At 69.8% G+C, this 21018-nt stretch carries 19 protein-coding genes; 13 read left to right on the forward strand and 6 right to left on the reverse strand.

The genetic code is table 11. From position 1 onward, the window contains the following. Nucleotides 1-180 precede the first annotated feature (180 nt). Both WME76_RS40950 and WME76_RS40955 read right to left on the reverse strand, forming a co-directional pair. Nucleotides 181-999 (reverse strand): hypothetical protein, encoded by an 819-nt coding sequence (locus tag WME76_RS40950; protein ID WP_437957585.1) that lies wholly within the window; start codon nt 997-999, stop codon nt 181-183. Between the two features lie 261 nt (nt 1000-1260). Further along, complete coding sequence (locus WME76_RS40955; protein ID WP_437957586.1) at nt 1261-1812, reverse strand: hypothetical protein; 552 nt, start codon at nt 1810-1812, stop codon at nt 1261-1263. A 936-nt stretch (nt 1813-2748) separates the two neighbouring features. Between WME76_RS40955 and WME76_RS40960 the strand changes: the two genes are divergently transcribed. Continuing rightward, nucleotides 2749-4086: an extracellular catalytic domain type 1 short-chain-length polyhydroxyalkanoate depolymerase gene (locus tag WME76_RS40960; RefSeq protein WP_437957587.1), complete on the forward strand. Its 1338-nt coding sequence runs from the start codon at nt 2749-2751 to the stop codon at nt 4084-4086. Between the two features lie 74 nt (nt 4087-4160). On the opposite strand, the gene WME76_RS40965 is transcribed toward WME76_RS40960, so the two are convergent. After that, a complete protein-coding gene (locus WME76_RS40965) occupies nt 4161-4772 on the reverse strand; it encodes a GNAT family N-acetyltransferase (RefSeq protein WP_437957588.1) in 612 nt (203 codons plus the stop codon). A 348-nt stretch (nt 4773-5120) separates the two neighbouring features. Here WME76_RS40965 and WME76_RS40970 point away from each other — a divergent pair, with 348 nt between their 5' ends. From WME76_RS40970 to WME76_RS40980, 3 genes are all read left to right on the forward strand, one after another. Further along, nucleotides 5121-5870, forward strand: a complete 750-nt coding sequence (locus WME76_RS40970) for a PepSY domain-containing protein (protein ID WP_437957589.1) — start codon at nt 5121-5123, stop codon at nt 5868-5870. A gap of 293 nt (nt 5871-6163) precedes the next feature. Then, nucleotides 6164-7162 carry a GlxA family transcriptional regulator gene (locus WME76_RS40975; protein WP_437957590.1) on the forward strand — a complete coding sequence of 333 codons (999 nt, stop codon included), beginning with the start codon at nt 6164-6166 and terminating at the stop codon, nt 7160-7162. A gap of 502 nt (nt 7163-7664) precedes the next feature. Further along, a complete protein-coding gene (locus WME76_RS40980) occupies nt 7665-9071 on the forward strand; it encodes an amidase (protein WP_437957591.1) in 1407 nt (468 codons plus the stop codon). 75 nt (nt 9072-9146) lie between these two features. Here the strand turns inward: WME76_RS40980 and WME76_RS40985 are convergent, their stop codons facing one another. Further along, the gene (locus tag WME76_RS40985; protein WP_437957592.1) at nt 9147-10043 is read right to left on the reverse strand and encodes a LysR family transcriptional regulator; all 897 of its coding nucleotides are present in this window, start codon (nt 10041-10043) and stop codon (nt 9147-9149) included. A 162-nt stretch (nt 10044-10205) separates the two neighbouring features. Here WME76_RS40985 and WME76_RS40990 point away from each other — a divergent pair, with 162 nt between their 5' ends. The 8 genes from WME76_RS40990 (at nt 10206) to nudC (ending at nt 17780) form a co-directional block, all read left to right on the forward strand. Further along, nucleotides 10206-10601 (forward strand): RidA family protein, encoded by a 396-nt coding sequence (locus WME76_RS40990; protein ID WP_437957593.1) that lies wholly within the window; start codon nt 10206-10208, stop codon nt 10599-10601. A 340-nt stretch (nt 10602-10941) separates the two neighbouring features. Then, the gene (locus WME76_RS40995) at nt 10942-11109 is read left to right on the forward strand and encodes a hypothetical protein (protein WP_437957594.1); all 168 of its coding nucleotides are present in this window, start codon (nt 10942-10944) and stop codon (nt 11107-11109) included. Nucleotides 11110-11526: 417 nt separating this feature from the next. Then, a complete protein-coding gene (locus tag WME76_RS41000; protein ID WP_437957595.1) occupies nt 11527-11835 on the forward strand; it encodes a hypothetical protein in 309 nt (102 codons plus the stop codon). A 143-nt stretch (nt 11836-11978) separates the two neighbouring features. After that, nucleotides 11979-12515 (forward strand): hypothetical protein, encoded by a 537-nt coding sequence (locus WME76_RS41005; RefSeq protein ID WP_437957596.1) that lies wholly within the window; start codon nt 11979-11981, stop codon nt 12513-12515. A gap of 11 nt (nt 12516-12526) precedes the next feature. After that, the gene (locus tag WME76_RS41010; RefSeq protein WP_437957597.1) at nt 12527-13597 is read left to right on the forward strand and encodes a hypothetical protein; all 1071 of its coding nucleotides are present in this window, start codon (nt 12527-12529) and stop codon (nt 13595-13597) included. A 280-nt stretch (nt 13598-13877) separates the two neighbouring features. Next, nucleotides 13878-15467: a hypothetical protein gene (locus WME76_RS41015; protein ID WP_437957598.1), complete on the forward strand. Its 1590-nt coding sequence runs from the start codon at nt 13878-13880 to the stop codon at nt 15465-15467. Between the two features lie 342 nt (nt 15468-15809). Then, complete coding sequence (locus WME76_RS41020) at nt 15810-16856, forward strand: ABC transporter substrate-binding protein (protein ID WP_437957599.1); 1047 nt, start codon at nt 15810-15812, stop codon at nt 16854-16856. A 114-nt stretch (nt 16857-16970) separates the two neighbouring features. Beyond that, nucleotides 16971-17780 (forward strand): NAD(+) diphosphatase, encoded by an 810-nt coding sequence (gene nudC / locus WME76_RS41025; protein WP_437957600.1) that lies wholly within the window; start codon nt 16971-16973, stop codon nt 17778-17780. A gap of 67 nt (nt 17781-17847) precedes the next feature. Here the strand turns inward: nudC and WME76_RS41030 are convergent, their stop codons facing one another. Beyond that, entirely contained in the window at nt 17848-18924 is a 1077-nt protein-coding gene (locus WME76_RS41030) for an ABC transporter substrate-binding protein (RefSeq protein WP_437957601.1), read from the reverse strand. Between the two features lie 49 nt (nt 18925-18973). On the opposite strand from WME76_RS41030, the gene WME76_RS41035 reads away from it, so the two are divergent. Beyond that, nucleotides 18974-19945: a D-2-hydroxyacid dehydrogenase family protein gene (locus WME76_RS41035; protein WP_437962218.1), complete on the forward strand. Its 972-nt coding sequence runs from the start codon at nt 18974-18976 to the stop codon at nt 19943-19945. A 34-nt stretch (nt 19946-19979) separates the two neighbouring features. Here WME76_RS41035 and WME76_RS41040 read toward each other — a convergent pair whose 3' ends face one another. After that, a complete protein-coding gene (locus WME76_RS41040) occupies nt 19980-21014 on the reverse strand; it encodes an AraC family transcriptional regulator (protein ID WP_437957602.1) in 1035 nt (344 codons plus the stop codon). Between the last annotated feature and the right edge of the window lie 4 nt (nt 21015-21018).

Here is a 21018-nt window from a genome sequence, read left to right on the forward strand (position 1 = left end):
GATGGACGCGCGGCTCAGGCGATCCCCAGCCGTTGGGAAGCGCGGAGGCCCACCTGGCGCGTCGCCTCGATGAGCGGCGCCATCCGCTGCATCGACCTCGCCGTCAGCTCTGGCCCCGCGAGCTCGGGGCTGCCCGTCCCGTAGGGCGGCTCCCTCGCGGAACGAGCGCGGCGCCTGCGCTCAGCGATCGATCGTGGAGTACGGGCAGCGCTTCTGGATCTCGTCCAGATCGCAGGCCTGAGGCGGCTTGCAGTCGAACGAGGGCGGGCAGCTCGGGTCCTGCTCGCAGCCGCAGCCGCACTCGTTGGAGACGGCGGTCAGGCCTCCGGTGCAGGCGAAGTCGATGGCCGCGCACTCCTCCGGGCTGGTGCTCACGTACTGGCGCCACCACTCGAGCGACGGGTCGCAGCCGCAATAGCGCTCGGTGCACGCCACGCCCCCTCCGGGGTTGCAGGTGCACGTATTGCAGCCGTCGAGGGAGCGGAAGCTGTCGCCCTGCTGGTACTCCACACCGCCGTAGGTGCAGCCCTCCGGACAGCCCTCCTCCGTACACGCGACGCTGCCATCCTCGCCGCACGTGCAGGTGTTGCAGCCGTCGGACGCGGGGAACGACTCCCCGGGCGCGTGGTCGATCCCCTCGTAGGTGCAGCCGTCGGAGCACCATATCAAGGTGCAGAGGAGGCTCCCGCCTTCCTGGCACTCGCAGGTGTTGCAACCGGCGGGGAACTTCTCGCCCGGCGCATAGGTGACCCCATCGAACGTGCAGCCGGAGATGCACTCCATATCGGTGCAGGCGACGCTCCCGTCCTCCGTGCAGGAGCAGCTGTTGCACCCGTCCTTGTCAGGAAACGTGTCGCCGGGTCTGTGGTCGACGCCGTCGTACTCGCAGGTCTTCTCGATGATGATCCCGCAACCCCCGAGCGCGCCAGAGAGGGCGAGCGCGAGCGCGAGCGAGATCACGGGGCCGCGATGAGACCAGGATGATCGGAGGGATGTCATTGGGTTCGCTCCTGTGCCAGAGAGTGCCAGGGCCGCGCGCGGGAGGATCCCGGCAACGACGCACGGATCGAGGCAAGACAGCGATCAAGAAAATACCGTGCCAGCGGCACCGACAATGGGGCACCGGCGCGGAGGGCGTCGCACGACGCGCGCGGGCCGGGGCCGTCGTCGGCCCGGACCTCGCGCGCTGTCGTTCAGGGATGTCGATGAATCGAGGCTGCGCGGGAGCGGCGCAGCCGGGGGCGAGATCTCCCTACGGTCTCACGGGCAGGCGGCCACGCACTCGGCGAAGGCGTTGCACCCCTCGCTCGCGGTGCACGCGTCCTCGACCGTCTTGATGCAAGCGTCGTCGTCCGCGAGCCCATCGATGCAGTCGACGCACGCTTCGTTCCCCTCGATGGACAGGAGGTCGCCGGATCCATCGTCGCCGCAGACGTCGGTCGCCTCATCCGCCGTATCGCAGATGCTGGCGCACGTGGCGCCCTCCGCACAGCCGCAGGCGTCGAGGGTGAACTGGAGGAACTGCACGCCCCCCTGCTGGTTATCCGCGAAGCACTGCTCGGTGCAGTCGACGCCGCCGCCCTCGCCGCTGCCGCCCTCGCCGCTGCCGCCCTCGCCGCTGCCGCCCTCGCCGTTGCCGCCCGTGCCCGTCGTGACGCTCGAGCCCGACCCCGAGGAGGTGGTGGAGGTGGTGGAGCCGGACGCGCCGCCCCCGCCGCCCGCCCCGCCCTCACCGCCCGAGCCGCCGTCGTCCGAACACGCCGCCGCCGCGCACACCGTGACAAGAATCGCTGCAAAGCTGAGGATCTTCATCGACATTTCTCCTGACAAGAACAGTTACGCTGCTCCGACCGAACGAGGCGACGAACGCCGTCGCTCCTGCGGAGCGCCTTCTTCACGCGCTGGCACCGTGCCATGGCGCCGGGCGTCTACCTACACCAGAAGTTTACAGAATGGTATCTGCCGCGTGCGCGCCTGCATCGCTTGTCGCCGCCATCGGCCATCGGGCCATCCGCGGCCATCAGCGCACCCGTAGTGAGCATCCACACAACACGCCAGCAGGCTCCGCCGGCAAGGTCTTTGTACAGCAACGCTGAGCCTAGCACGTTGAAAAGCTGTGCCCCCGATTCGCTGCGTCGAGAACTTGCCATCCATGGCGGCCTGATCGGTTGGAGATTCCGGAAATGATGCTGTGGATGAGCTCGGTACCGGCCTCCGGAAGATGATGCCGCCTGGCCGGTTGCCGCCGCGGGTCACGACAGTTGTGCTCGGTCGCATGGAGCGCGGGGACCCGCGGGGCGAGCCTCGGCGCGTCGTTCGGTCGTCGCGCCGGGGATTCCCTTGTTGTGGTCATTTTCAGAGAAGAAATTGAACAGGGAGGCGGGGAGACGGGGAGGAAAATCGTCGAATCCTCCCCGTCTCCCCGTCTCCCCGTCTCCCCGACTCCCTGCGAATTTTCCAAAGAATTTGAGGGGCCGCCTCGGGTCGTCGCGAGCGTCCTCTTCGTTCCTGATGGGCAGCGACATTCAATCCCACCCCAAATGGCTCACGTGGAGCGACCTCGCATCAGAAGCATGGCTGCTCCTCAACGTCGCTCGGACGACGTGGCGCGCCGTGGCGCCATTCGCTGCAATTTTCTCGGATTGATAGAACTCGAAGCGGCTTGCGCCAGAGTTCCTCTGTCGATTAGGATCCATCGCGACAAGCGCGCGCCGCGGTCGGCGACGCCAGCTCAAGAGGTAATCGGACATGCGTCGATTTCAGGATCGCGTCCTCGTGGTCGCGTCGATCTCTCTGGGACTGCTCGCGGCCATGCCGGTGCACGCGGCGTCCGTGGTGGCGGTGAACCGGGCGACGTGGGGGGCGAGCGGCGTACCGGACTACGTCAACATGAACATCTACGTCCCGGACCGGCTGGCGGAAAAGCCTCCCATCGTCGTGGCCAGCCACTCGTGCAGCACGCCGGTGAGCGGGTTCTTCAACAGCATCTCGGGCATCCGCGCGGGGGCCGACCAGAACGGATTCATCATCATCCTTCCGGAGGCCACCGGCCGGAACTGCTGGGACGTGGGCACAACGAAATCGCTGACCCACGACGGCGGCGGCGACACGCAGGCCATCGCCCAGATGGTCAAGTACACGCTCACGAAGTACAACGGCGACCCGGAGCGCGTCTACGCGGTGGGCGGCTCATCCGGCGCGATGATGACGCAAGCCCTGCTGGCGGTGTACCCGGACATCTTCAGGGCTGGCGCGGCGAGGGCGGGCGTGCCGGCCGGGTGCTGGGCGGACGGCTTCGACCCGAGCAATCAATGGAGCGGCAACTGCGCGGGGGGCAGGACGAGCAAGACGGCGCAGGCATGGGGAGACCAGGTCCGCGCGATGTACCCTGGCTACACGGGACACCGCCCGCGCCTCCAGATCTTCCACGGCACCGCGGATGCGACCATCAATTACAAGAACCAGGCAGAGGCGATCAAGGAATGGACGAACGTCCTCGGTCTGAGCGAGGCCCCGACGTCGACCGACAGCACGACCTCCGCCAACGGGACCCGCTATGAGCGCCAGTTCTGGAAGAACGAGTGTGGCCACACGGTGTTCGAGGCCTGGTCGGGGAGAGACGGCGCGCACTCCATGCCGTACGAGAACGACGCCATCCTCGCGTTCTTCGGTCTCGACGAGGCCGGTGGTGCCGATCCGGAGACCGACTGTTCGGAGCCTGGCGGCAGCGGCGGCGCGGGCGGCTCGGGCGGCGGCGCCGGGGGTGACCAGAGCGCCGGCAGCGCCGGACCTGCCGCGGGAAGCGGCGGCGCCGCGGGCGACAGCGGAAGCGCCAGCGGCGGCGCGACGGGCGGCGCGACGAGCGGCGCGACGGGCGGCGCGACGAGCGGCGCGACGGGCGGCGCGACGGGCGGCACGGGTGGCAGCGCCGACCCCGGCGCGGGCCCAGCGCCAGCGTCTGAATCCGGCGGATGCGCGCATGTCGCCGTCGGCAACGCGAAGCCGATGAGCTCGATCGCAGCGGCCGTCGCCATGGGCCTCGCGCTGCTGACGACCCGCCGCCGGCGCCGGAACGCCGGGCGCTGAAGCGCCGTCTCGTCGGCGGGATCAGGTGGCAACCCACCTCCGTGGGGCGGGCGGCGCCCCACGACGCCGACGCGTCAACGCGCGGGCGCCGGCTCGCGCGTCCTCGAAAGCTGATGCGTGAGGTGGCTGCGCACCGTGGGCCACTCCGGCGCGATGATGCTGTACACGCACGTGTCGCGCAGCGTGCCGTCGGACGCGCGAAGGTGGTTGCGCAAGACGCCATCGAGCTTCGCGCCCAGGCGCTCGATGGCGCGCCGGCTCTGCTGGTTGAAGAAATGCGTCCGGAGCTCCACCGCGATGCACTCCAGCGTCTCGAACGCGTGCTGCAACAGCAGCAGCTTGCACTCGGTGTTGAGCGCGGTGCGCTGTACGCTCTTGCGGTACCACGTCGAGCCGATCTCCACGCGTCGGTTGCTGGCGTCGATGTTCATGTACGTGGTCATGCCGACCGCGCGTCCGCTTCGCGCGTCGACGACAACGAAGGGCAGCATCGAGCCTGAGCGCTGGAGGGACAGCCGACGCTCGATCTCGGTGCGCAGGCCTTCAGGACGCGGGATGGTGGTGTACCAAAGATTCCACAGCTCACCATCGCGCACGGCATCGACGAGCTCATCATGGTGGGCGTGCGTCAGCGGCTCGAGTGCAGCGTGGCTGCCGCGCAAGCTGACGGGTTCTGGCCAGGACATGCGATTCCCTTCCTTGATGGGGCGAGTATATTTTATCTGGGGGGCTGCTTGTCAAATGGCCCGCGGGCCGCGGGGCGCGCGAGCGTCGCCGTGATCCACCGACGCGCTCGAAGACGCCCGGAGCTCCTGCGGGCAGCTCGCGACGTCCCCATGAAAGGTCGACCTTCCGGATCCAGCGCGGCCGGGCGACGCGACAACACGCCCGACGAAACGCGCAGGCAGTGTCCGGCACAGACGCTCATCGTCGGCACCCTCGCGCGAGCACGTTGAAAGGAATCCGCGCCTACCCCGGTCCCTCGTGTCATGCTGTCTCCTACATGTGGGTGGAGGGGTCCAATGAAACCACGTATGGCCGTCCTGGGTGCGTCGTTGTCCGTCGTCCTGGTCTGTATTCCGTGCGCGGTCTCCGTCGCGTCTCCGTGCGCGACGTCCGACGATCACGGCTCCGCGCTGGCCAGGGGGCAGATGGATTGGAAGGCGGGCGCGGTGGGCGATATCGAGCGGCTCATCGCTGTCGAAGAGCTCCCTGCGTCCGTCGGCGCGGCGCTCATGCGCCTCGGGAAAGGGGTGAAGATCCTGCAGGTGGAGGAGAACATCGACGGTGGCGTCGCGACGTACGAGATCGATCTGCGCCTGGCCGACACCTATGTGGAGGTGGAGCTCGACGACCAGGGCAACGTGCTCGCCCGCGAGATCGAGGCCTGGGTCGTGCCCCTGTCCTGGGTCGCCGAGCCCGCGCGCCGGGCGATCGAGGGCGAGGCAGCCGGCGCGGCGATCCTGGAGATACGCATGGAGATCGAGGAGGATCTCGGGGAGGTCGTCTACGAGGCCGACATCCGGAACACCGCGCGGACCTACGCCTTGAGGATCGACGCGCGCGGCACGCTGATCGAGCGGGACATCACGATGGACATGCTCCCGCCGGGGGCTTACCGGGCGCTCGTCCGCGCAGCCCAGGGCGGCTCGATCGTGGAGCTGGACGAGGAGCTGCACGGCGGGCAGCTCTCCTACGAGGCGAACATCGTGATCGGCGGCGTGGAGTTCGAGCTCTCGGTCGACGCCGACGGCAACGTCGTCGAGCTGAACACTCCCTGGTAGGGCACGGAACAGGTTGAAGCCCCGAGAAAACGAACCACAGAGGGCACAGAGGGAACAGAGTTTTCTTTGTTGTTCCTCTGTGTCCTCTGTGCCCTCTGTGGTTCAAATCTCTTCATTCCTGGGTGTTTCAAGCCGATCGGCGCTCTGGCTCCTCCCTCCAGGACGCCGGCCAGCCTCGAGGCGCTTGGCCGGAAATGCAGGTAGGCCGTCTTGATGGACAGGTGCGCGACGGGTAACGTCTTCGCGTGAACCGGCCCCGATCGTCGATGATCGCTCCCCGCGCGACGCGGAGCGTGAGCCGCCGTGCGGCGACGCGCAGGGTCGTGCTCGTGGGCTATGACGGCGCGGGCGCCATCGACGTGGTGGCGCCCGTCGACGTGTTCGCCCTGGCCTCGGAGGCGGCCAGGGCGCAGCTCCCCGGAGCTCCCCCGGCCTATGCTGTCGAGATCGCCTCCGTATCGGGCGGCGTGATCCGGACGGCCTCCGGGACGCAGATCGTCGCCTCCAAGGCGCTCGCGGACCTCGCCCCCGGCGTCGACACGGTGCTTGTCGCGGGGGGCGAGACCCGTGAAGCGACCCGTGACGCCCGGCTGCTCGGCTGGCTGCGCGCGGTGACGCCGAAGGTCCGGCGCATGGGCGCCGTCTGCACCGGCGCCTTCATCCTCGCCGCCGCCGGGCTGCTCACGGGGCACCGAGCGGCCACGCACTGGCGCACCGCGGCCGCGCTCGCGCGCGCGTATCCCGGCGTCGATGTCGACGCCGACGCGATCTTCGTGCGGTCCGGGAAGATCTACACGTCTGCCGGCATCACCGCGAGCATCGATCTCGCGCTCTCGCTGGTGGAAGAGGATCTCGGGTACGACGTGGCGCTCAAGGTGGCGAGAGACCTCGTTGTGTTCCTCAAGCGCCCGGGCGGACAGTCCCAGTTCAGCCGCCCGCTCCTCGCGCAGACGGTCGCCGCGGGGCCGCTGCAGGGCGTGATCGACTGGGCCCTGCGGCACCTCGACGCCGATCTGCGCGTCGAGGCGCTCGCCGGGAAGGCCGGGATGAGCCCCCGCAACTTCGCGCGGACGTTCACCCGGGCCATGCAGATGACCCCCGCGAAATTCGTCGAGGCGGCGAGGCTGGAGCAGGCGCGCTCCTGCCTCGAGGGGGGCCAGGCGTCCATCAAGCAGCTCGCGCGCGACTGCGGCTTCGGTAACGACGAGCGAATGCGGCGCGCGTTCCAGCGCACGCTGCAGGTCACGCCGGAGGACTACCGGCGGCGCTTCGGTCGAGCGCCAGGCGCGTGATGAGGCCGGCGTCGCATTCCGCACCACCTGCTGCGCCGCTCGGCGCGCAGCCTATCGCGCGGCTTCACGCGACGCGAGGCGCCGGGGCCTGGAGCCTGCGTGTCCGGAGAGCAGGGTAACATGTCCTTTCGGTCCGCTTCGGCCTCGCTCACAATCGCCCTCACGGCGGTGGCGGGGTGCGCCTTGCAGGTCGCTCCCACGCGCACGCCCGCGACGCAGGCGCCCGCGAACGAGCGCGATCTACCGCCCGAACCACCCTCTGGATCGAGCGGGGAAAGGAAGTGTGGCGCTGTGATCGCCGGCAGTGAGCACTGCTTCTCCTCGGAAGCGGAGGCCTGCGCCTATCTCAACTGCCCCGGCAATCGATGCTCGCTCGGTTACTCATGGCCATCCGTGGTGAGCTGCGCCGGCGCGGCGGATGAGAGCGCGATCATGCCTTGATCCTGAGCGCGGCTCCGTTCGCTCTGGTAACGGATGACGCATCCGTTATGATGGAAATATCATGACCACCTCGCTGGTGCAGGCGACCGCCCTCGAGCTCCTCGCCCTCTACCGAGCCCGGAGCGCCTCGCCCGTCGAGGTGATGCGGGCCGTCCTCGCCCACGTGGAGCGCCACGGCGCGCCGCTCAACGCGTTCGTGCTGCTCGACGAGGAGCGCGCCCTCGACGCCGCGCGCGCGTCGGAAGCGCGGTGGGCGCGCGGCGCGCCGGCGGGGCGGCTCGACGGGGTGCCCGTCTCGGTGAAGGACCTCTTGCTCACGCGCGGCTGGCCGACCCGGCGCGGCTCGCGCACCGTGGACGCGAGCGGCCCCTGGACCGAGGACGCGCCCGCTGTCGCGCGCCTGCGGGAGCACGGGGCGGTGCTCTTCGGGAAGACGACGACGTCGGAGTTCGGCCTGAAGGGCTCGGGCGACAGCCCGCTGACAGGCATCACCCGCAACGCGTGGGACCCCCGGCACACGCCGGGAGGCAGCAGCGCCGGTGCCGTCACCGCGGTGGCGGCGGGGTTCGGCCCGATCGCGGTCGGGACCGACGGCGGCGGCTCGATCCGCGTCCCCAGCGCGTTCTCGGGGGTGGTGGGGCTCAAGCCGACCTTCGGCCGCGTGCCGGCCCACCCGGCGAGCGTTGTCGGCGTGCCCCCGCACGTGGGGCCGATCGCGCGCACGGTCGGCGACGCGGCGCTGCTCCTCGCGGTCCTCTCCGCTCCCGACGACCGCGACCCGTTCCGGGCCCCGCCGGCGCCCGGGGACGTGGTCGACGCGCTCGGCGACGCGCTCGGCGACGCGACCGGCGCGGGCGCGCTGCGCGGCGTGCGCATCGGCGTGAGCGCCACGCTCGGCGCCATCGAGCCGGCCAGCGAGACGCGGGCCCGCTTCGCCGCGGCGGCGGCGACGCTGCAGGAGCTCGGCGCCGAGGTGGAGGAGGTGGAGCCCCCGCTCGCCGACGCAGGCGGCGTGCTGCGGACGCTGTTCGCCGCCCGCGCCGCGCACACGGTGCGGGAGCTCGGGCCGGAGCAGCGCGCCCTGCTCGATCCCGCGGTGCGGAGCGCGGCCGCCGAAGGGGAGGCGCTCGGCGCGGTGGCGTACCTCGAGGCCGAGCGGCGGCGCGTGGAGCTCGCCCTGGCCATGGCCGCGCTCCACCGCCGCGTCGACCTGCTGGTGACGCCCACCTCGGCCGGGGCGGCGCCCCCCATCGAGGGCGGCGGCCCGCTCCCCGCGTCCTTCGCCGGCCCCTTCAGCCTGACGCGCCAGCCGGCGATCAGCGTGCCCATGGGCGTGACCAGCGCCGGCCTGCCGCTCGGGCTCCAGATCGTCGGGCGCCACTTCGAGGAGGCGCTTGTGCTGCGCGCCGCGCGCGCCTTCGAGAGCGCCAGCGCCCCGCTCCAGGCGCCGCCGCTGAGAGGCCGCTGAGCGGGCGCGACGGCATCGGTCCGCGCTGCGACAGCCGAGGATCTCGAGCGAACGGACGCCTGGATGCCGGCAGCGTCAGGTCCCGAGCTCTTCGACCATGAGATCGATGAAGCGCCTGACGCGGGGTTCCAGGAGGCGTCGGGTCGGGTAGATCGTCACGATCTTCACGTCCTCTGCCGCGACGTCGGGTAGCACCTGCCGGAGGCGACCGGCAGCCAGGTCCTGGGCGACCAGAAAGTCCGGAAGGAACGCGATGCCGAGCCCCGCGACGGCGGCATCCCGGAGGGCCTCTCCGCTATCCAGCCGCAAGCGCCCTCGACCCTGCGCCTTGACCCAGGCTCCATCGTCGCCGAGGAAGCGCCAGCTCTGCCTTCGGTTGCGGCTGCTGAAGATCAAGCAGTCGTGGCCTGCGAGATCATCGACGTTCAGCGGCTCTCCACGCCCGGCGATGTAGGACGGCGAGGCGCAGAGCACGGCCCTGTACCTGGCGACCAATCGCGAGACGAGCCGCGTGTCCGGGGGCGCTTCTCCGATCCGCACCGCCAGATCGAAGCCCTCCTCGACGATATCGGCCAGGCGGTCGGTGAAGCTCACCTCCACCTGGATGTCGGGCCAGGCCTCGAGATACTTCCGCAGCAGCGGCAGAACCACGAGCCGCCCGAAGGCATCGGGGACCGTGAGCCGCAGGAGCCCCCGCGGCGTGCCGGAGCGCCCCGCCACGCTCGCCTCCGCGTCGTCGACCGCCGCGAGGATCTGCAAACCTCGGTCGTAGAACACCCGACCTTCATCGGTGAGGCTCAGCGCCCTCGTCGTGCGGTTCAGGAGGCGCACGCCCAGCCTGTCCTCGAGGCGATTCACGGCCTTGCCCGCCGCCGACCTGGTCAGGCCCATCGCCTGCCCCCCGGCGATGAAGCTCCCTTCATCGACGACGGCCATGAAGACGAGGATCTCGTTCAGGTTCGCGCGCAGCATGGTGCAGCTCCGCCTGCTCCGGCGCCGGGCCGAGCAGGGCGCCTGGAGGGCTCAGAAAGTCCTTCGCGTCTGTGTAGACATCCGTTCGCCAATCGGCTCGCTACAGTCCTCGACGCCTCGCCCATGTCGCGGCGGGGAACCACAGAGCGTAAGGAAACCAACATGACACAGAAGGCCACCACCTACAACCACGGCGTTCCATGGGAAGAGGGCTTCGGCGTCACCCAGGGGTACAGCGTCAACGGCACCATCTACATCTCGGGGCAATTCTCCCACGACATGCAGGGCGCGTTCGTCGGTGAGGGCGACTTCGAGGCACAGGCCAGGAAGACGCTGGAGAACCTCGATCGGGTGCTGGCGGGATTCAACGTCACGAGGTCCAATCTCGCCGAGATGGTGATCTATCTCACGAACCCGAGCGAGCATTTCGAGCGATGCGTCGCCCTGTTCAAGGAGTATGTGGGGCAACATCGTCCGGCGGGCACCCTCATCGGCGTTTCGGGTCTGGCGTTCCCACATCAGCTGATCGAGATCCGCGCCGTCGCGCACACGAGCTGACCCCGCCATGGCCGGCGGCGACCGATCTGCGCTGAAGCCCCCGCGGGGGACTTCCATTCTCCTCGATTCCTGTGTCATCATGCAAGATGCTGGCGGCGCTGGCTTCCGGATCGCCGTCGGCGAGGTTCTCTGGTTGCGATCAACGTGTGACCTGACCGCGAAAGGTGTTCCCATGAATCGAGGATCGTCGTTAGGGCGTCTGTCCAGGAGCCGCGTCGGGCGCTCCCTGTCTGTCCTTCTCTGCGCGCCCGTGGTGGCGCTCATGCTGGTCGGTTGCGGCGGCACGGAGCCCTCCTCGTCCTCCGAGGCTGACGGACCCGCGCCCGGCGAAGACACGGAGTTGAGCTGGGAGGAGTTCCAGGCGAACGTCTACCGCGACCCGGCGCGCGGGGTCTACCTCATCGGCAGCGACGAGCGGGGGCTCGACGACGCGGAGCTGCGTGTCGTCTACGAGCGCTATCTCCGGACCGGGGCGCTCGTCGTGAACCGCTCGGGCGGCGCCGAGTGACGGCGGCTCGCAGCCCCTCGGGAGGCAGGGGCCCGAGCTCGGGCCGGTAGTCGATCCCGCCCGGGCTGCACTTCGCGGCAGGCGGGCTGTCCCGTCATGGCGACCGCGTCGAGACCCACCGGCCCGGTGGGCTCAGCAGCACCACGCCCCGTTGCGCATTCGAGCAAGTCCTGGCGCACTCGCGCAGCCGCCTGTCGGCGGCGCGGGGCCGGATCCGCCGATCGAGCCCGGCCGTCTCGTCGTGTCTTGCCCCGCTTCGCCCTCGCGTAGCTGGATCTGACGGCGACTCACGCCTGGGACTCACCCCGGCGCGCAGCGTGCATGGTCGCCGAGCATCACCCGGAAAGCAGCAGTCAGCATGCTCGGGTAGAGGGGGAAGGAATGAATATGAACCAGTTGAGATTGATTGGCGCTCTGATGGCCACTGCGACGGTCGCTGTCGCTCCGCTCGCCCGTGCGGCGAGCACGACGCCGATTCAGGACCTCGCGCTCGTCGAGGAGACGAGTGCACCCAGCTCGGCGGACGCGAGCGCAAGCTGGTCCAGCTATCACGGATATCACGGCCACCACGGGCATCACGGCCACCACGGGCATCACGGCCACCACGGGCATCACGGCCACCACGGCCACCACGGCCACCACGGCTACTGGGGTTTCAGCGCCGACGCTTCTACGCCGGCAGGGCTCCCGACGCCTGTCGTGAGCCTGACGGCTGGTCAGCGCTGATGGTCTGACGGTTCATGGTGCCGCTGGCAGGTCGAGCGCACGCTCGGCCCCAGCGGCGCCGTGCCGGCAGCAAGGGTCGTCTGCTCGGGAGAGGTGCCGGCGTCGCGGGCACCCTGGGGGGAAGCTGGATGAACGGGACAGCCATGGGCCGAAGACGCGCCATCCTTCTGCTCGGCGCCGCGGCGGCGCACCTCGTGGTGGTCTGTCTGGGCGCTCTGCACGTGCACATCGGAGACGAGGGCTGGGCGCGCCGGGCGGTGAAGTATTACGGCCTGCTCTCCGGAGCGGACAGCGGGTACTCCTTCTTCGCGCCGGGGGTCGGAACGTCGCTCTCGGCGAGCTTTCAGCTGAACGATGCGAACGGGGAGACCGTGACCGATGTCCTGGAGACGGGGGTGAGCCGTGAAGCAGATATCCGGGTCAGGAACATCATCGGGATGTTCCGGCTGGAGGAGGATGAGACGGTGAGGCGGTCGCTCGTGGCTTCCTGGGCCGGCAAGGTGCTCGCCAGGCATCCAGACGCCGACAGCGTCGTCGTCCAGCTCGATACGCTCGAGCTCCCCTCCATGGCGGAGCACCGCGAGGGGAAGACCGCAGGATGGGAGCTGAATTATCGAGCGAAATTCGTGCACCACGCGAGGCTCATGCGCGCGCAGCAAAGCGACGGGAGGGGGCCGTGAACGCGCGGTCGGTGGCTGCTCCCCGGGCTGCACACGAGCGTGGGCTTGCGCGAGCGTGGGCGGCCGTCGAGCGCTTCGCCTTCGCTCCTGCGTCGGCGGCGCCGCTCGCCGCGCTCCGGATCGGGATCGCCGCGGTTCTCCTCGTCCAGGCGGGGATGGTCGCTCCTGCGCTGTTCGAGCTCTACGGGCGGTCGGGGATCCTGCAGGGACCGCTCCTCGACGCGCTCGGGAGGCCGGGGCCGGTCCGGCTCAGCTGGCTGATAGACCGCCTCGCCCCGCTCGGGATCGGAGAGGCGCCCATCCTCGTCGCCGTGGGCGCGTCGTATGTGCTCGCCCTCGTCGCGCTGCTCGTGGGATGGCGCACGAGGATGGCCGCGGCAGGCGCCTGGCTCTCCCACCTGATGCTGATGATGACGGCGGACAGCACGAACTACGGCGTGGACCAGTTCGCCAACATCTTCCTGTTCTACCTCATGTGGATGCCGGCGGGCGCGGCGCTGTCGCTCGATCGACGGCTCGGCCGCGCGCCCGCCGGGCCCACGAGCGCGGCGCGGCTCTCCCTGCGCGTGGTGCAGATACACCTCTGCGTCGTCTACCTCATGAGCGGGCTGGGAAAGGCGCTCGGCGAGCAATGGTGGAACGGCGATGCCATCTGGCGAACGCTCAACATGCCCGATTATCGCCAGTACGACTTCACCTGGCTGGCCTACACTCCATGGCTCGCGGTGGGCGCAGGCTGGATGGTGCTGCTCGTCGAATGCGGCTACCCGCTCATGATCTGGCCGCGGCGCACGCGGCGGCTCTGGGTGGCGGCCACCGTGGCGCTCCACGCTGGCATAGCGGTCTTCATGGGGCTCGTCGTCTTCGGAGCCATCATGGCTGTCCTCACCATCGCTGCATTCGCGGTGCGGGCAGATCCTCCCGGAGCCGTGCGCCCCGAGGCGGACGCGCTTCGCCGCGAGGACGCGAAGCCTGTCCCGCGTCATTCGCATGGACTGCCCGCGGGGATCCTGCGAGCCCGCCCGCGGGACCGGCATGCCTATGGCAAGACTTGCCGCCCTGGCAAAGTTTGCCAGCGCTGAGGGGCCGGGGCACGGCAAACATTGCCCTGGCGCCACGCGCCCGCGCCCTGGCCAGGCATCGACAGGGCCGTGTCCGCGCCACGATCTGCGGCGACGATCATCGAGCCCCGTCCGCGTCGAGCCGTGGCACGGCGAGTGCTGGATCCGCGATTCGTCGGTCTTGAAGGATCGTGGTTATCGCGTGAACGGGGGCTCGGACGCTGCCGTGAGACGACGGCTCGCCGCGCGTCCGTGTCGCGCACGACAGAGGCATGGTGAAATCATGAGTAGACGTTCCTTGGTGTGTCTTGCGATCGGAGTGCCTTCCAGCATCATCCTGGCCGGCGTGGCCGGCTGCGTCCTCGACGACGCGAACGACGCACCGCTCGCCGGAGACGTGACCGCGCAGGCGCAGTCCGCGTTATCGAGCGAACAGGTCACCGTGGTGTCGCGCAGGGACGACTCCGCGGCTCCGGTGCACGTCCAGATCAAGGAGTGCACGACGGTCGCGTCGTCCGACGTCCACGTGGGCGTCGAGTGCGTGGTCGACCCGGAGTACGCGCTGGTCGGCGGCGGCGCCACGACGGACAGCAGCACCGGCAGCGCCGCGTTCTTGCGTGAGAGCCGCCCGGTCGACGCCCGGACATGGCGCGCCTCGTCGAGCGCGCGCGCAGCGCCCAATCCGCACCACTTGACGGTGTACGCCATCGGAGTCCGTCTGGACGGCGTGAGGACCAAGGATCTCCAGGACTCGATCCAGCGGAAGTCCGTTCAGCTCCCCACGGACGTCGCCGCGGCTGAGGTCGACGACGGCTGGGTGACGATCGGCGGCGGCGCCGAGACCGCTCCGGATGCGTCGGTGACCGGCGGCGCCGCGCGCTACCTGACCGCCAGCCACCCGGCGGGCCTCCACGAGTGGACGGCCGCTTCGACCGACTACGCCATCCCCGCCGCGGGCACGACGTCCGCCTGGGTCCTCCAGATCAAGGACCAGGTCATCGAAGGCTTCGGCGGCCTCGAGATCAAGACCATCCAGGGGAGCCCCGGAGACGCGGCCCATGGATACGGCACCAGCTCCCTGCAGATCGAGCCGGGATGGGCGCTCATCGGGATGGGCGCGTCGATCGAGTACGCGGACGACCAGCGAAGTCGAACGCTCGTCTCCATCCAGCCAGGCGAGGACGGCCGCAGCGTGTCCGTCACCTCGCGCGACCAGTTCGTCGCGAGCGCGGGCTCGACGACGGCGTATGCGGTCGTCGCGCGCAAGAAGGCTGAGACCCATGGACTCTGCAACCCGGGGACCGCGCTCGACAGCTCGGTGGATAGCTGCGTGAGCGCCGTGTGTGAGCTACGAGGCTCGTGCTGTACGACCGAATGGGACGACACGTGCGTCGACCTCGTGGAGCCCGTGTGCGGCCGCTCCTGCGCCGAGCACACCTGCGAGCCCACCGTCTATGAACCGGAGAAATGGACGTATGACGACGGGACCGCGGTCCAGTCCAACTGCTACTCCTATGCGCAGAACAAGTATCCGGAGAGCGGGGTCGGTCAAGATCCGGGCTATACGATGGGCCTTCGGCCGACCAGAGAGCAGGCTTACCGGTTCGAGCAATATGCCGCGGGCGACGGGCTCATCCCGTCCTCGCTGACAGAGCCGTGCCCCGACAACCGGACCAAGATCTACATGTACGCCAATCCCTTTTCTTACCACGTCTATCGCCAGGACGGGGATGGGACGTGGAGCGACAAGTTCGGGTTCAACGGACTGGCAGTGCCCACCCCGGACATCGGAGATCGCCCGCAGCACCTGGCGGACCAGAGGAACCCGGTAGAAGCATACATGTGCGCCTGCAACCAGCGCCTCCCCGATCAGCTCCCACCCAGGCAATAGCGCGCCAAACACAGCGGCCGCGCCGGCCCGAGGAGGAGCCGGCGCAGCGCCGCTGCCTCTGACCGTTCTGGCCCTTCTGGCCCTTCTGGCCGTGATTGCAACCCATGTGCCGCGAGCCTGGGCTCCTGTCTCCCGTCGTGGCGCGGGTGATCCGAGGCCAGGCGGAGCGCTCCTGTTGCTGCGCCGCTGCACGGATTCGAGCAACGCCCCGCCGCCGCTGCTGCTCCAGCAGCAGCTCATCAGCGCGCGAACTCCACTTTCACTCAATCACCCCATCCGTTATAGTGGACGAATGCGTCGCTCGATGGAGTGCGAGGGACGTCCAACGGAAGGGAACTTTGCATGAAACAGCTGTTCAAGCTGCTCGCGCTGATCCTCGCGCCGCTCGCCATTGCGCTGAGCGCCCAGGCCGCCGAGAAGCCCAGCGAGATCCGCGTCGCCAACCCTGGCGTCGGCGTCGGCAATCGCCCGGTGGTCGGGGGCTCGGCCTGGTCCCTGCTCAACCTGCGCAGCGCGCTCGAGAGTGAGTTCAAGAGCGATGGCGTGCCCGTGCGCTGGAGCTTCCTGCGCGGCGCCGGGCCGGCGGTGAACGAGACGTACGCCAACGGGCTGACCGATTTCTCGCTGCTCGGCGATCTGCCGTCGATCATCGGCCGCGCGGGCGGCCTGAAGACGCGCATCCTCGCGAGCGGGCCGAAGACCAACCTGTACATCGCCGTGCCCGCGGACTCGCCGATCCAGAGCGTCAAGGATCTCAAGGGCAAGCGCTTCGCGGTGTTCAAGGGCACCTGCCTTCAGCTCTCGGCGGCGCGCATCCTGGAGGCCCACGGGCTCAGTGAGCGCGACGTCCGCGCGATCAACATGGACAACGCGACCACCAAGGCGGCCCTGGCCACCAAGGACGTCGACGCCGCCATCGGCCTCAATGACCTCCTCGCCCAGCGGGACCAGGGCCTCGTGCGCATCATCTATTCGACCAAGGGCGACCCCCGCTACACCTGCAACAGCACCATCATCGGGTCGGACGATTTCATCCGAAAGTACCCCGAGGCCACGAAGCGCGTGGTGCGGCAGTACGTCCTGGCAGCCAAATGGCTCGCGGATCAGGAGAAGGACCTGAGCGAGGCGTACCGCCTCTGGTCGCGCTCCGGCGCCCCGTTCGCGGCCTTCAAGGAGGACTGGGCTGGCGAGTCCGCGCGCGAGAAGGACAGCCCGCTCGTGGACGCGTACGTCGTCGCTCGCTACAAGACGAGCATCGCGGATGCCAAGCGCTTCGGCTTGATCCGCGCGACGTTCGACTTCGAGCCCTGGGTCGACCGCAGCTTCCTCGAGCAAGTCCTGAAAGAGGAGAAGCTCGAGGGGTTCTGGAAGCCCCGCGCGCTGCCCTGACGCAGCCAGGAGCTCGAAGCGGAGCTGCCGAGCGAGGCAGCCCGGATCTCTGCCGCCAGCCGTCGCGCGAGGCGCTGGCGGCGCTCGGCGAAGCTCGTACACTGGCGCTTCGCTATGACGGCCAACGACGAGCTCGTGGTGATCGTGCGCGATCTGGACGTGGTGGTGGAACGCGCCGGCGGGCTGTTCCTCGGCCGGCGCGACACCCTCCCGGCGTTCGCCGATTCGCCCGTGTTCCTCGGCAGGTTCGACGATCGCGGCTGGTACGCGGCGCGCGCTCGACCCGACGTCGAGCTCCCGGCCGAGCTCGCGTTCGCGTCGGTCCGCTCCCTGTTCTCCGAGCTGCCCGAGCCCACGCTGCACATCGTGGGGTGCGCGCTCGCCGGCGTCGAGTTCGCCGAGACGCACCGCTACTGCGGGCGCTGCGGGGCAACCACCACGCCGGGCGCCGCGGTTCCGGACGGGCGTGAGCCCAGCGCCGGTGAGCAGACGCGGCGCTGCCCGGGCTGTGGGCTCCGCGTGCACCCGCGGATCGCGCCCGCCGTCATCGTGCTGGTGGAGCGCGAGGACCGCGTGCTCCTGGCGCGCAGCGCGCGCTTCCCGCCCGGTCGTTTCAGCGCGGTGGCCGGCTTCGTGGAGATCGGCGAGTCGCTCGAACAAGCGGCTGCGCGCGAGGTCCGCGAGGAGGTCGGCGTCCAGATCCGCGATCTGAAGTATTTCGACAGCCAGCCGTGGCCGTTCGGCCGCTCGTTGATGATCGGCTTCTCGGCCACCTACGCCGGCGGAACGCTCACGCCGGACGGCCACGAGATCGTCGAAGCCGACTGGTTCTCGCGCGACCAGCTCCCCGACCTCCCACCCAAGGTCAGCATCGCGCGGCGCTTGATCGACGCCTTCGTCCAGCGCTCCACGCCGCGGTCGTGAGCAGGAGCATCGACGTGGACGGCGGCGCGTCGGGGGGCGCCTGGAGCGGCGCCGCTTCCGGCGCTCTCTAGTTCGCGGCCGGCTCGCTCGCGTACGGGTTGAATTCGTTCGTGTAGACGCGGTTCAGGGCGATCTCGCCCGGCTTGAGCTCGCCGCTCTTGACCATCCAGTCGATCCAGATCTGAAAGTCGCGCTCCGCGATCAATCCGCCCTTGCCGGCGACGCCGTAGCTGCGCCAGAACCTGATGGCCGCGTCCTCCTCGTTCCGGCCGCGCTTCTTCATCAGCGCGATGCAGCGCTCCACCACCGTCTCGCGCGGGGTGCTCCGGGCCCACTCGATCGCCTTCGCGGTCGCCTCGACGAAGCGCCGGGCCGTCTTCGGGTTCTCCTTGATGAAGCTGGTCTTCATCACGTAGCTGCCCGCGGTGAACTTGCCGTAGAGCTCGTAGTCCGAGAACAGCGGGCGGATGCCGCCGCGCTCGAGCGCGCGATCGCGGTAGATGTCGCCGAGCGACGCCACGTCGACCTGCTTCTCGCGGAGCAGCTGCTCGCCGTTCACCGGTGGAACGACGAGCAGCGTGACGCGCCGGGTCTCCTCCGGCGTGATCTGGCTCCGCGACAGGAACTCCTTGACCATGAACTCGCTGTGGGCGCCGAGCGTGTTCATGGAGATCGACCTGTCCAGGAGATCGCGCGCGGCGCGCAGCGGGCTGTCGTTCAGCACGTAGAAGCCGCTCTGGCGCTGCTCGTCGACACCGTAATAGCCCACGACGGCGACGATGGGCGCCTTGGCCGCGATCAGCTTGATGATGGCGCCGTTGAAGGCGCCGCCAAAGTCGGTATCCCCGGTGACCACGGCCTGCACGCTCTGCGGGCCGCTCACCGTGCTGCCGACGAAATTCAGGCGGATCGGCGCGAGATAGCCGAGGTCTTCCGCGAGCTCGATCGGCGACACCGTGCCGTTGTTGCCCTGATAGCGGAGCTCGAGCGTCTCGAACTCGCTCTCCGGTCCGGCGCTGGAGCCACGCGACGTGTCGGCGCGCGAGCAGCCCGCCGCGCCGCACAAGACCAGCAGGGAGAACAGGAAGACAGCGGGCCACGCGGCGCGGAGCAGGCTGGGCCGGACGGGAGGCGAGGGAGCCATGTCCGTTATAGTGGACAACCGTCCGTTAAAATGCAAGGTTACAGGCAAGATGCCTTCCAGTGCTCCGCCCGCCTCGTTTCGCGTGGCCGTGCTCGATGACTATCAGCGCGTGGCGCGCTCGCTCGCGGCGTGGGACACGCTGGGCCCTGGCGTCGAGGTCGAGTTCTTTCACGATCACGTGGCCGACGCGCGAGCGCTCGTGCAACGGCTGGCGCCGTTCGACGCCGTCGTGGCGATGCGCGAGCGGACGCCTTTCCCGCGCGCGGTGCTCGCCGAGCTCCCCAGGCTGCGCTTGCTGGTCACCACCGGCGCGCGCAATGCCGCCATCGACGTGGCGGCGGCGCGCGAGCTCGGCGTGGTCGTTTCCGGCACCGGGGGTCTGCCCTATCCCACGGCCGAGCTCACCTGGGGCCTGCTGCTCGCGCTGGCGCGGAGCATCCCGCGCGAAGATCGCGCGGTGCGCGCCGGCGAATGGCAGACGAGCCTGGGGCTCGGCCTGTCCGGCAAGACGCTCGGGCTGCTCGGCCTTGGCCGCCTCGGCGCGCAGGTCGCCCGCGTCGCGCTCGCGTTCGGCATGCGCGTGACCGCGTATAGCCAGAACCTCACGCCCGAGCGCGCCGCCGAGCACGGCGCGACGCTCCTCCCGCTCGACGAGCTCCTGGCGGGCGCCGACGTGATCAGCATCCACCTCGTGCTCTCCGAGAGGACACGCGGGCTGCTCGGCGCGCGCGAGCTCAACCTGCTCAAGCCCGGCGCGCTGCTCGTGAACACCTCACGTGGCCCGATCGTCGACGAGCGCGCGCTGATCGAGGCGCTCACGAGCGGCCGGCTCGCCGGCGCGGCGCTCGACGTCTTCGACACCGAGCCGCTGCCCGCGGAGCACCCCTTGCGCCGCCTGCCGAACACCGTGCTCACCCCGCACCTCGGCTACGTCACCGAGGAGACGTACCGCATCTTCTACCGCGACGCGCTCGAGGACATCGCCGCGTTCCGCGCCGGCCAGCCGGTGCGCGTGCTGTGAGCACCTCTGCCGTCACCTCGCGCGCATCCGCGACTCACGCCCTTGCGGCTCGTCGAGCTGGCGGACCCTCGGCTCCGGGCCGGGCGCCTGGCTCAGCTCGTAGGTCGCTCGGGCGCGCGAGCTGCTGGCGACGGTAGGCCCCCGGCGCCATGCCCGACCACTGCCGGAACGCGTGGCCGAACGAGGCTTCCGACGCGTAGCCGGTGAGCTGGGAGGTGAGCGCGAGCGTCGCGCCTTCGCGCAGCAACATCGTCGCCTTCTGCATGCGCATCCGCGTGAGGAAGCCGAGCGGCGGCTCGCCCACGAGGCTCGTGAAGCGCGCCGCGAAGGCAGACCGCGATAACCCCACCTGCTCGGCGAGCGATGCGACCGTCCACGGGTGCTCCGGTCGGCGGCTCATCAGGGCCAGGGCCGCGGCCACGCCCGGGTCGCGCAGCGCGCTGACCAGCTCGAGCGATCGGCACGAGCCCGAAGGCGCGTCGCCGAGCGTCTCGACGTACGCCCGCATCACGTGGACGAACAGCGCGTCTGCCATGCGCGCGAGCAAGAGATCGGAGCCGAACGGCCTCGACTCGATCTCGCGCGCGAGGAGACGGAGGTGCTCCACGAGCGACGTCTGACCCGCGCCCGCACCCGCGAGCCGGAACACGGGCGGCAACGACGACACGACCGGGACGGAGAACGGATCCTCGAGCTCGACCAGCGCCGAGGTGACCCTCGTCTCGGCGCCCACCCCGCCCAGGGTCAGGTGCCACACGCGATCGTGGCCGCTCGCGCGGACCCCGGGCATCTCCTCGAGCGCGACCACCGGCGTGTCGTCACGATCCCGGAGCGAATGCGCCCGGCCGTGCGGCACCACGACGACATCACCGGTCGTCAGGGCAAGCGCGTGGCCGTCTTTCTCGGTCGAGACCCTGGCCGCGCCGGTCACCACATGATGGATGCAGAAGGTCGAAGGCTTACCTCGAAGCGCGACGCCCCAGGGCGCCCTCGCGTCGAGGCGGGCCCACGACGCCGTCCTCGCTCGCACCGAGGACAGGAGTTCACTCAGAGGGTCCACGGGTGGCACCGGC

This window comes from Sorangium sp. So ce119 (assembly GCF_051524405.1).
Classification (GTDB): domain Bacteria; phylum Myxococcota_A; class Polyangia; order Polyangiales; family Polyangiaceae; genus Sorangium; species Sorangium cellulosum_G.